The organism is Ulvibacter sp. MAR_2010_11 (genome assembly GCF_002813135.1).
Lineage (GTDB): Bacteria > Bacteroidota > Bacteroidia > Flavobacteriales > Flavobacteriaceae > Altibacter.
Genome location: NZ_PHTY01000001.1, coordinates 679,090 through 690,842, shown reverse-complemented (window position 1 = coordinate 690,842; position 11,753 = coordinate 679,090). Strand labels below are relative to the sequence as shown.

Here is an 11,753-nt window from a genome sequence, read left to right as displayed (position 1 = left end):
GTAACGACAGTACTTTTCTGTGCAACTAATTTTATAGTCAGCTGAACTTTTAAAAAAGCTATCATCTAACGATTGTTCACGTATTGCATCAAATCTACATCGTTGCCCAATAAGATTTCATTGCCCTCGATTCTGTTAGCAAGCGGCCCGTTTTCCAGTTTTAAAACCCCTCTGGGACATACAGCCGAACAAATTCCACAGCCTACACAGCTGGCGCGAACAATATTCTCGCCTTTTTGAGCATACGCCCGCACGTCGATCCCCATTTCACAATAGGTTGAACAATTGCCGCAGGAAATACATTGTCCGCCGTTGGTTGTAATTCTGAATTTAGAGAACAAACGTTGCTGCAATCCCAGAATTGCTGCCATAGGACAACCAAAGCGGCACCAAACTCTGTTCCCGAAAATAGGATAAAACCCCGTACCAATGACACCGCTAAAAATAGCGCCTATAAGAAAACCATACGACTGTCGTAGCGTTTCAGCTTCAAAGAGGAACAATGTTTTTCCGGCTGTAAAATGCATCCCGATTAACACCAGTACAATCACCAGATATCCGAAGGCTCCGTAACGGGCATCTTTTTCCAGTTCCTTACGTTTAAAAAACCATATTGCGGCGAAAAGCAGTGTAAGAAATACGCCAACGCCAATTAAAAACACATCTTTTGTGAGCCAGTATTTTGAGGCATCATCACCCAAATAGGAGTGTACTACTGCTGTGGTCATTACCACTACAAAAACCAAGACACTATGCACCACCCAACGTTCAATTTTCCAGGCGTTCATACTTTTATCGCTCAAATGTCTAAAGGGATCTCCGGCAGTTTCGGCAAGACCGCCACAGCCGCACACCCAGCTGCAGTACCAGCGTTTGCCGTACTTATAGGTTAGGATCGGGGTAATTATAAAGATGGAGGCAATTCCGAAGAGCAACAAGGCCAGTCCCACATCGCCTGCCGAAATAAAACTGTCTACCCGGTACTGCTCGAAATTGTAATAATTGAGCGGCCAGATATTTTTTAGATCGTAATAGGGTAGTGAAAAGGTGTCCGAATTTAACCGCGCCATAAATTCCGGGATCAAAAAGGCGAATGCGGTTTGGAAAAACATCACACTTATTGTTCTGATACGTTCGTATCGGTTATGCCGATATTTCCATATAAATTTTGTTCCGAAGGAAAGAATTGCAATGGTATATAAGGTTCCGTACACAAACCACTGACTCGCAGGATTGCCGCTCAATAGCTTGCTCAACGGGTCGAAGAAGGCAATAAGCCCCTTGTTGTCACCTTCCTGCACCAATCCCAAAAACTGCGGGAAGAAGTACAAAACAATATAAAAACCGGTAAGCGAAATTCCTGTAATCCAGGCCAAATACCCGCGACTGGTAATGGATTTAAACCAAACCCCATCATTTTTAATACCCTCCTGCTTATTTTGGTAAGCACCTTTGGCAAACCAGACCACTCCGCCGAGAATAGAAATTAGAGCAATCCCTAACCACACCCCTTTGTTGGGAAAATTGAGATTGACAGCAGCCAGCACTAAAAGGAAAAGTCCGAAGACACCCAGAAATGTAGCCAGTTTTTGCTGCGTATTAATCGATTTGGGAGGTTCGCCTGTTAGAGACATATTTCGTTGTACAGTACTCATAACTTAGACGTTTACGGGTTGATTGTTATAGGTTGAAAGTATTTCTTTTTCGAATCCGGAATAAAACTCCGGATCGAAATTGGCTTCTTTTAAATGTTTTATGATATAATCGATAGACTTTTTTTCTGAAAGCCATCGGTCCAATACTTCGTGTTTCATTCTAATTCCGAAGGTATTTATACCTAAAAATTCTTCGGTCTCTTTATGATAAGCTACGGTAATACATTTGGTATCGTCCTCGTGTTTCCAATGAAAATGGGCTTCGTATTCTTTTGGTTTTGCAAATACCCACCCATAGGTTTGGTATTCGATGTCAAAAAATTTGGCACTGTTAAACCAATGTCCGGGTTTGTATTCCCGTTTATTTCCGCAGATGGTTTGGGCGACCACTTCGCCCATCATACGGCCGGTATACCAAACTGCTTCGATGGGCCGTCGATTGCCGATGGCCTCGTGTTGTTCGGCGCAATCACCAATGGCGTAGATGTCTTTTTTATTGGTTTCCAGAAAACGATTCACCTTTACACCGCGACCCAGTTCAATTCCGCTGTCTTTTAAAAAATCGACATTGGGAGTGACTCCTGCTGTTAAACCCACAACGTTGCAAGGCAATTCTTCGCCTGTTTCTTCAATTACTACTGCACGGGCTCTCCCGTTTTTATCAGGAAGGATTTTTTTTAAATTGGTGGAAAGTCTCAGGTCTATATGGTGACTTTTTATATGCCGATTCAACATTTCGCTTTCGCCTTGCGGAAGTACTACGTTCCAAAAACTCTCTTCCCGAACCAGAAAGGTCACCGGAATTTGTCGTGTGGAAAGCATTTCGGCCAATTCAATTCCAATGAGTCCACCGCCTACTATCACAGCGCGTTCGCATATTTTATTGTTAGGCGCATTTTTTTCCAAGGCTTCCAAATCCTGTAACGAATACAATCCTTGCACACCGTCCAAATCCTGTCCCGGCCATCCAAACATATTCGATTTGGAACCTACCGCGATAATTAGTTTGTCGAAATTAATTTGTTCACCATCAGATAATGTTAGCACTTTGTCTTCGGGAGAAACGGTTTTTACAAATCCGCGTTTCAGGTCAATCCTGTTTTTCTTCCAGAAATAATCTTCGTAGGGTTTGGTGTGTTCATATTGCATATGTCCCATGTAGATGTACATAAGGGCGGTACGAGAGAAAAAGTGATCGGATTCGGCAGAAATTATCGTAATTTTTTTATCGGAAAGCTTTCGAATATGACGGGCAGCAGTAATGCCTGAAATTCCGTTGCCAATAATGACGATGTGTTCCATAAACTGAAATTGGTTGCTGTGTATGTCGCAACTAAAGTTACTAACATTACAGGGATTGTCTCTTTTTAAATGATAAAATTTTCTTAAAACGAAATATCTATCCAATCTGTAAGTTACATAATAGGTCGCCCGACTTACTGACGAACGAACTCTGAAGCATGATACCTAAACTTTGTATTCTTCCCGTATTATTTTTTGTGGGAATTTTAAACGTAACAGCCCAATCTCCCCAAGCTTTTTTTGACGAAGCCGATGCCCTCTTCGGGAAGTATGTTGCCAATGGAAAAGTAGATTACAAAGCACTTCATTCCAATCCGCAAACTTTACAAATAGCACTTACCACTGCAAAAAACACCAGGGTTTCAATATCCAAGCCAGACGAATACCAAGCCTTTTGGATCAATGCCTATAATCTGGCAGTATTACAGGGTGTTTTGAGTAATTATCCCACAAATTCTCCGTTAGATACCAAAGGGTTTTTTGATACCGTAAAGTATGATGTAGGAGGTCAATCCCTTACGCTTAATGATATTGAAAACAAGATGCTTCGGGCCAAGTTCGATGAACCCAGATTTCATTTCGTTTTGGTCTGCGGCGCCAAAGGCTGTCCGCCGCTAATTTCGCAAGCCTATCGTCCTTCAGTTTTAGAAAAACAATTACAACAACAAACAGTTTTGGCCTTAAATAACGATTCATTTATAAAGGTTACCGGTGGAGAAGTGAGTGTTTCGGAAATATTCAAATGGTACCGGGAAGACTTTGTAAAGGAGGGAAAATCTGAAATCAATTTTCTGAATAGCTATCGAAAAGAAAAGATATCGCCCAATTCGAAGCTCTCATACTACACCTACGACTGGCGTTTAAACAGCAAATAGTTAAGTCTTCCCGCCTGTGGTGTAACCCTCAAACACTGCAGGCTGCGGAAGCACAACACAAGAAAATTTATTGTATTTTTCGGAAGCAATTACTATTTTCTTATGAAAAACCTCACCCTTATTTTATACGGTCTTTTTGTCTTAACCGGTTGTGCCCAAAAGTCGCCCGACGATCCTAAGATAAATGGAGTGAGTTTTGTTGCCTCTCCCGATGAAGTTTCTCAAGACCATATTGTTCCGGTATTGAATCTCAATGCAAATTATGCTTCGGTGATGCCATTCGGTTTTATCAAAACTCTGGATCATCCCGAGGTTGTTTTTAATACAGAGCGTCAGTGGTTAGGTGAAACCAAGGAAGGTGTAAAGCAATGCATTACCAAATTACATGGTAACAATATTCAGGTGATGCTGAAACCACAAATTTGGATATGGCGTGGAGAATTTACCGGGAATTTAAAAATGACTTCCGAAGAAAATTGGGAAGCGCTGGAAGCCTCATACCGTACTTTTATTCTTGAATTTGCACAGGTGGCAGAGGAGACTCATGTTGCTATATTTTGTATCGGGACCGAGCTGGAGCAATTTATTATTCACAGACCTCAATTTTGGCAAACACTTATTGTCGAAATAAAAACTATATATAACGGAAAACTCACCTACGCCGCAAATTGGGATGAATACAAACGAGTACCTTTTTGGGATGCTCTGGATTATATTGGAGTGGATGCTTATTTTCCGGTTTCGGAAAGTAAAACACCAACTTTTGAAGCAATAAAATTAGGATGGCAACCCTGGAAAGTGGAGTTGAAATCGGTGGCTGAAAAGCACAGGAAGAAAATTATTTTTGCCGAATTTGGTTACCGTAGCGTAGATTATGCCGGTAAAGAGCCCTGGAGGAGTGACCGCGATATGAATGAAACAAATCTGGAAGCCCAGACCAACTTGACAAAAGGTTTATTTGAAGAAGTATGGAATGAGCCCTGGTTTGCCGGAGGTTTTGTTTGGAAATGGTTTATACAACACCCGGAAGTGGGAGGTATGGAAAATAATCAATTTACACCACAAAATAAGCCTGCCGAAGAGGTTATCCGACAGGCTTATAAAGAGAACAATTAGTATATGCGTAAATCTGCACTATTTCTTCCTGTAAACGATAAGCTTATTTTTAAATTTCCGGTCTGGAGATATGATTGAGATAATAGCTGTATAAGGCTTCGGGAGAGGCTCCCATTCGGTTTTTTAAATGAATCATCATAAAATGAAACTGGAGCGCCCAAGTTCCCCGTTCACGGTACTTACGGGAAGAGGTAGTGATATACTCGGGGATTACCGTAAAACGCGTTGTACTGTACAACCGATTAATAAATTCACAATCTTCGTAAATGGTATAGGTTTCATTAAATCCGCCTAAACTCTGAAACAATTCCTTTGTTATAAATAAGGACTGGTCACCTCCTCTGCAAACTTTGAGGTTAAATCGCGTAAACCATTGGGAAATTTGCAATAACGGATGTTTGGTGTCAAATTTCATACGAAAACAACCTGTGGTGTCTCCTTTTTTTACTTTCTCTACAATATGTTTGTCGAAATGTTTCGGCGGAAAAGAATCTGCATGCAGGAAATACAGTATACTGCCTGAGGCATGTCGAGCGCCCGTATTCATTTGTATGGCTCTCCCTTTATCTGAAGCAATAAACTGAATCGTAATTTCGGTTTTTTCTGAAATATCGGCAATTACCTTTGGCGTAGTATCTGTGCTTCCTCCATCTACTACAAGTATTTCAGTAACAAAATTAGGAGTGCTGTTTTTTTGCAAATACAACAACAACGCTCCAATGGTTGCCTCTTCATTTAACACCGGAATAACGATACTTATCATATTCTAAACTTACAAAATAAAAGCGGCCCTACTATTAGCAAGCCTATTTTTGTTCATTGAGATTCCAATCGTATTCTTTGTATTGGATGGTTGCACTCTTGGCTATTTGAGTCTTACTAAACCGATTCACATATCCAATAACGTCTTGTTTGCCATTTACTTCAAAGTCTTTTTGATACCAATCAAAAATAGAAGACAATTTAGGATTATTGGTATTGAGGTCATTTTTATCGCTATTGATAAATTCTTTAGTAGCTCTGTCTAATTGTTCATTGATTTTTGAAGCGACAAAGGCTTCGTTAAGCAATTTAGGACAAGAAATGGATGCACAATTAATAGCAAAATGAATTCTCGGCTCGTTCATTTTCCGAAGGATACCATTTTCAATTCCCCCTAAAGAGAGATTGTTGTCACCAATTGGCACCGAACCCTTGGTCCAGACTCCACTTATATCTTTAATGCTTTTTACCGGATAATTGTCCAAAATAGCATTTACCGTATAGGCGTTATAGGCATTAATGTAATAGGCGAGCAATTCTTGCACACTCCAGTCATCGTTTGGTTCTTGCTTAGACAGCATTTGCAAATATCCCGTTAGCGCGGCTCTGTCTTTCTGAAAACCTTTGTAATCTACCAGACCATCACTATTAACGTGTTTTTTTAACAGGGCATCCCATTGTTTATGGTTCACATTTACAGCCGAATTTGCCGTAGTTGAGGTAAGTTTTCCTTCAACCTCTTTAGTAGGTTGCCCCTGACTGCTCAAGCCTGCAGCCGAAAAAAGATTACAGCTTTGTAATAAAAAGGTAAAGAAGAAAAGAGTTAGGCCAAATTTTAAATAGTTCATGGTTTCTGTGTTTAGTTCAAAAAATATACGAATCTGCTTACTTTTTGGTTTTTAAGGGGTATAATTCCTGCGTAATAAAATCCTTTGGAAAGGTTTCATCTCCTGAAAAACCCAATTCTATATCCCGACCGTCATGAGGAACGTGATTCGTTTTAAAAAGATAATCCCAAAGACTTAGAGTAAGACCGTAGTTAACACCGTATTGGGTATGTTTTGGCAAAACTTTGGCGTGATGCCAAATATGCATCTTCGGATTGTTGAAAATATAACGCAAGGGACCGTAGTCCCAACCCAGATTGGCATGATTTAAATGTCCAACCGTAAGTGCGAAAAAGTGAACAATGGCTACATCTTCAATATTGAATCCCCCGATAATCGCAATTGGAATGTACAATAGCGATTTATACACTACGGGTTCCATCCAGTGATACCTAAGATGAGCCGCAAAGCCCATTTCCTTAACTGAATGATGCACCTTGTGAAAATTCCATAAAAATGGAACGCGGTGTAATAATCTATGGGTGTTCCACTGCACAAAGTCTGAAACCACAAAGAAAATAAGCAGACCAACCCCATAGGGAAGTGCATTGGCATTAAACAGTTCGAAGTTAGAAATTTGCAATCCTACTACCCCAAGAAAATCGTTGAATAGTGCTTCGGCAGTATTGGAAAGAAAAATAAGTACGATGAGATTCAGCAGAAAAAAATTAAAAAACATATAAAAGGTATCCAGCCAAAAATCCTTTCGGAAGACCTTTTGGTTTTTCCGCCAGGGGAACAGTAATTCCAATATCCAAACTCCCAGCGACACGGCAATGAGTCCGTAAAAATAATTTTCCCAGTGAAAACGGGTAATTTCATCCAGTAGATACCGAAAATATCCTGCATAAGACTCCCTGAAAATGTCGAGGTATTTTTCCATTTGGTTTAAGCGATTGCGGGTTGGTCGAAAGTTATATTCACTAATTTCATAAAATATTCGTGAAATAGTTAAAATTATTATCCTTACAGCGCACTCTCGAGCAATTTAAAAATCAAGCCACTTATAATGGCCGCAATGGGCAAGGTGAGCAGCCATGAGAGTAAAATTTTTGAAACCATTTTTACATCGGCCTTCTTGGTAACCGTTCCAATTCCAAAAATGGATCCCACCGAAACATGGGTTGTTGAAACCGGGAGTCCATGCACACTGGCGGTGGTAACCAAAATCCCCGTGATCATATTTGCCGTAAATCCCTGACCGTGATTCATAGGTGTAATTTTCTTGCTCATAGTAACGCCCACTTTTTTGGCATTGACCAGTCCACCAATTGCCATGGTAATAGCAACGGCTATCATACCCCATTTAATATCCATGGCATCAATTATCACCAAAAGACCTACAATTTTTGGGGTGTCGTTCAAGCCTCTGGCAAAACTAACAACTCCTGCACTTAAAAAATGCAGGCTGTCCAAAACCGATTGGGAGGTAAGTCCTAAAATTCGACCTTTATAGGTTTCGGAACAATCCTTTTTACAGGTGGAAACTTCAATAGTGGTAAAATCGTCCATTTTGTCATTCGAATTTGCAAGTTGTAAAGCGGCTTGTTTTTCAGAAACACAAACACAACTTTTCTTGGTAATTCCCAGGTTTTTGCGAGCCTTTCTGAAAATAATATAGAGGATAAAGCTCAAGACGGCCGCCATTAACGGACTCAAAACAAGCGGAATTAAAAAGGTGTTTCCCAGTTTCGAAAAATTGAAATCGGCGCCAATCGCCATAAAACCTGCTCCAAACAAAGCACCAACAAGTCCGTGTGTAGTAGAAATTGGCATTCCTATTTTTGTGGCTAAAAATACTGTGATCGCTGCTCCCAATGCAATAGATATGGCAAATATTGGATTTTGTATTAGCGTATCGGGCACCAATCCTTTTCCTGAAAAGTTCTTTACCAGTGCTCCCGCTAAAAATATGGCTGCCACCGATCCTCCAAAAGTGGTGATGGTAGCCCAGCCGATTGCTTTTTTGTAGTTGGTCGTTCCACTGCCAAACAGAGTAGCTACTCCTTTAAAATTGTCGTTTGCTCCATTACTAAAGGCCAGGAAGCAAGCAGCAATAAAAAGTAGCACTAAAATCATAACAGCTTTTTTTGGTTTGAAATAGTTACGAAATAAATTGAAGCTTAGTTTTTAAACAACCTCTGTTTGTTTCTCACCTGTTTCTGTTAACAGCATCCTCCTCCGTCGTAATGGAAGGTAGATTCGCTGAAGTAAATATCATCTCGTCCTAAGCTTTTCAAGGCTGCTGCAGTTTTATCACAAATAGCCAACGGCTGATTTTTCAATAAAATATGCCCTTTTTTATCATCTAGGTAATCCTGGTCACCGAAATAGATAGCAGCTTTTCCGGTAAACACACAGGGGCCGTCTTCGGGCATGGGATCTTTAATGGCGGCTACTTCAATTGATTCTATGTAAATAAGCTCGTCGGTTGGATAGTTTTTGGGGTCGAGAATACGGTAAGGTTTTCGGGCTCTTATTTCGATGGTCCCGAATCCTACATCGGTTAGGGCTTTTACATAATCGGCTATGGGAATGCTTCCGCTAAGACATAAGGCACGTAGTCGGGCATCGTTTCGCAAGGTGTCATTCATAGGCTGTTCACAGGTAGGATCGCTCATTACCAATCGGCCGTGAGGTTTCAACACACGATACATTTCTTCGATGGCACGTTTTAAATCTTCGGCTTTAAAAATATTAAACAAACAATTTTGAGCCGCCACGTCTATGGTATTATCTTCAACAGGAAGATGTAAGGCATCGCCTTTTTTAAGTTCCACAAATTCACTTTTAAACCATGGATTTCCCGCTTCGGCTTCTTTGAAATTTTTTCGGGAGGCTTCCAGCATTTCGTCAACCACATCTACACCAACCACACCGCCTTTTTGCCTGTTGAAATACGCAAACTGCAGCAATTCCATTCCGCCGCCAACACCCACGTACAAAGTTCTGGGGTTATTGGTTAAATCGCGAGCATGTACGGTACTTCCGCAGCCGTAATTCATTTCCTGCATGATTCTGGGTATTTTTAATCCGGGTAATTCCCAAACAGGGTTAGTAGTACAGCAAAGTCCTACATCGGGGGTGAGTGCTGCTTCTTTATATAGGTCGTGGGTAGTATCCAGGTAGCTCATAAATTCTGTTGAGTTTGTTATAATTGTTTTAGTAATTCGGTAAACAAGGTAATCATATTGGGTTCGGCTTTTCCGGCCATGGCTATAATTTCGTTGATGTCTACGGGTTTTAAATTGTCCGGATCACATTCGTCGGTTAAAACCGATAAGGCTGACACCGGGAGTCCCAAATGATTGGCGACTATAATTTCGGGAACAGTACTCATGCCAACGGCGTCGGCACCGATAGTTTTTAAATAACGATATTCGGCACGGGTTTCCAGCTGTGGTCCCACTACGCTTGCATATACTCCTTTGTGTAAAGTGATGTTGTTCGATTTTGCAATGGCTTCCAATTTCGAGTTCATTGCGGCATCGTAAGGGGCGCTCATATCCACAAAACGTTCGCCCATTTTATCGACCCCATGAAAGGCGAGGGGAGAACCCCCTTGCAGATTTATATGATCGTCGATCAACATGATCTCCCCTTTTTTGAAATCGAGGTTTATTGCTCCGGAAGCATTGCTGACCAATAATTTTTTTACACCTAGCAGATGCATGACTCGTACCGGAAAAGTAACATCCAGGAGGCTATACCCCTCGTACAGGTGAAAACGACCTTGCATTACAATTACTTTCTTTCCTGAGAGCGTTCCGTAGATTAACTTGCCTTTGTGAAACTCAACCGTGGCGGTTGGAAAGTTGGGAATGTGATTGTAGCTTACTTCGCTTTCTATTTCAATCGTATCGATTATTTGTCCAAGTCCGGTGCCTAAAATTATACCAACTTCCGGGGCTTCAAAACCGCGTTGTTGCAAATAGGCTACCGATTGTTCAAGAAATTTGTTCATGCGTTGGTTAAATTGTTTGTTCAGTTTGGTTTAAAAGTTGTTGAAATACCGGATTATCCTTTATGTCCTCATATATATCTACATCGTTTCTAAGAGGCAGTTTATATAGGGATTCATTTTTCAAGTCGGTCAAGGTACTGTCTAATACCGAATTTGTTCCCCATTGTTTGTTGCTGAAAAGTTCAGGTTTCACATGCCGCATTCCCAAAAGGTAGTAGCCGCCGTCGGTTGCAGGGCCAATCACAAAATCATGCATTTTTAGTGCTGTAAACGCCTTTTCCAAATGGGTTGAATCTATATCGTACATGTCGCTTCCAATAATAATGGCTTGTTCGTAGCCCATGGTGAAAATTTCGGAAAACGCATTTTGCATTCGTTCCCCTAAATCGGTCCCTTCCTGTAATTTCTTTCTGAAAATTTCAGAATCCCAACAGTCGTCTTTCCAGATTTGTTCGGAATAAAACACAAATTTATCTGCCGAAACCGGTTTGGTAATCGCAACGGTATGAGCGAGTAGGAAGTTGTATATTTTTAAGGCTTTTTCGTCGCCAATAGTTGCGGCAAGTCGTGTTTTGCATTTCCCCAATTCGGGATTTCGGGTAAAGATAATCAGGGCTTTTTTGGACGCAGGAAAATGAAAATCTTTCGCAAATTCCGCACCTCCTGCCGTGTCTTTCTTCGTTAAAACTGCCATTAGTAAACTTTTTCGGCTTTGGTAAGCCATTTTCCCCATAGGATGGAATACGCGTGTACTCTTTCGGTTTTGTTTCCTGTAGAATCTATAACAGGATAGCCTTTATTTTTCCACTTAAAAACTCCCCCATATAAATTCTTTACATTGGTAAAACCTGCTTTTTTCAGTTTTTCGCCAATTTCTTCTGAACGAATTCCGAGGGAACAATAGACCACCAAAGGTGTATTTTTATTCGTAATTTCTTTTGAAATCACTTCCGAAGCAAACTCCGTAAAACCTATGTATTTTGCTGAAGCGATATGACTCACCTCATATTCTTCTTTTTCTCGGGCATCCAGAATTACTACCGGTTCATGCAGCTGTAAACGGCGCAACTCTTCTACCGAAATATACGGAATACTGTGTGTATTGAAAACTTTAAGCAGATTGTCAATCGACTCTTGTGCAAACAAGGAAGTTGTTACTAAAAAGCCGAATATGAGCAAGGTGTTTTTCATT

12 protein-coding genes are annotated in these 11,753 nt (G+C 40.7%); 2 read left to right on the top strand and 10 right to left on the bottom strand.

The window, feature by feature from the left end:
* Positions 1–65 precede the first annotated feature (65 nt).
* Positions 66–1,655 carry a 4Fe-4S dicluster domain-containing protein gene (locus ATE92_RS03295; RefSeq protein ID WP_100802342.1) on the bottom strand — a complete coding sequence of 530 codons (1,590 nt, stop codon included), beginning with the start codon at positions 1,653–1,655 and terminating at the stop codon, positions 66–68.
* A gap of 3 nt (positions 1,656–1,658) precedes the next feature.
* The gene (locus tag ATE92_RS03290) at positions 1,659–2,957 is read right to left on the bottom strand and encodes an NAD(P)/FAD-dependent oxidoreductase (RefSeq protein WP_100802341.1); all 1,299 of its coding nucleotides are present in this window, start codon (positions 2,955–2,957) and stop codon (positions 1,659–1,661) included.
* Positions 2,958–3,115: 158 nt separating this feature from the next.
* On the opposite strand from ATE92_RS03290, the gene ATE92_RS03285 reads away from it, so the two are divergent.
* The gene (locus ATE92_RS03285) at positions 3,116–3,832 is read left to right on the top strand and encodes a DUF547 domain-containing protein (RefSeq protein WP_100802340.1); all 717 of its coding nucleotides are present in this window, start codon (positions 3,116–3,118) and stop codon (positions 3,830–3,832) included.
* A 102-nt stretch (positions 3,833–3,934) separates the two neighbouring features.
* Positions 3,935–4,948 carry a glycoside hydrolase gene (locus ATE92_RS03280; protein WP_100802339.1) on the top strand — a complete coding sequence of 338 codons (1,014 nt, stop codon included), beginning with the start codon at positions 3,935–3,937 and terminating at the stop codon, positions 4,946–4,948.
* A 49-nt stretch (positions 4,949–4,997) separates the two neighbouring features.
* Here the strand turns inward: ATE92_RS03280 and ATE92_RS03275 are convergent, their stop codons facing one another.
* The 8 genes from ATE92_RS03275 to ATE92_RS03240 all read right to left on the bottom strand — a co-directional run bounded on the left by ATE92_RS03275 (position 4,998) and on the right by ATE92_RS03240 (position 11,752).
* A complete protein-coding gene (locus ATE92_RS03275) occupies positions 4,998–5,711 on the bottom strand; it encodes a TIGR04283 family arsenosugar biosynthesis glycosyltransferase (RefSeq protein ID WP_100802338.1) in 714 nt (237 codons plus the stop codon).
* 43 nt (positions 5,712–5,754) lie between these two features.
* A complete protein-coding gene (locus ATE92_RS03270; RefSeq protein WP_100802337.1) occupies positions 5,755–6,558 on the bottom strand; it encodes a DUF547 domain-containing protein in 804 nt (267 codons plus the stop codon).
* Positions 6,559–6,595: 37 nt separating this feature from the next.
* Complete coding sequence (locus tag ATE92_RS03265; protein WP_100802336.1) at positions 6,596–7,480, bottom strand: sterol desaturase family protein; 885 nt, start codon at positions 7,478–7,480, stop codon at positions 6,596–6,598.
* 83 nt (positions 7,481–7,563) lie between these two features.
* A complete protein-coding gene (locus tag ATE92_RS03260) occupies positions 7,564–8,676 on the bottom strand; it encodes an inorganic phosphate transporter (RefSeq protein WP_100802335.1) in 1,113 nt (370 codons plus the stop codon).
* Positions 8,677–8,762: 86 nt separating this feature from the next.
* Positions 8,763–9,731 carry an arsenosugar biosynthesis arsenite methyltransferase ArsM gene (gene arsM / locus ATE92_RS03255; RefSeq protein ID WP_100802334.1) on the bottom strand — a complete coding sequence of 323 codons (969 nt, stop codon included), beginning with the start codon at positions 9,729–9,731 and terminating at the stop codon, positions 8,763–8,765.
* A gap of 17 nt (positions 9,732–9,748) precedes the next feature.
* Positions 9,749–10,561 (bottom strand): purine-nucleoside phosphorylase, encoded by an 813-nt coding sequence (locus tag ATE92_RS03250; RefSeq protein WP_100802333.1) that lies wholly within the window; start codon positions 10,559–10,561, stop codon positions 9,749–9,751.
* Between the two features lie 7 nt (positions 10,562–10,568).
* Positions 10,569–11,255, bottom strand: coding sequence for a TIGR04282 family arsenosugar biosynthesis glycosyltransferase (locus tag ATE92_RS03245; protein WP_100802332.1), 687 nt, complete (start codon positions 11,253–11,255; stop codon positions 10,569–10,571).
* Positions 11,255–11,752 carry a rhodanese-like domain-containing protein gene (locus ATE92_RS03240; RefSeq protein WP_100802331.1) on the bottom strand — a complete coding sequence of 166 codons (498 nt, stop codon included), beginning with the start codon at positions 11,750–11,752 and terminating at the stop codon, positions 11,255–11,257. The genes ATE92_RS03245 and ATE92_RS03240 overlap by 1 nt, the downstream gene beginning before the upstream one ends.
* Between the last annotated feature and the right edge of the window lies 1 nt (position 11,753).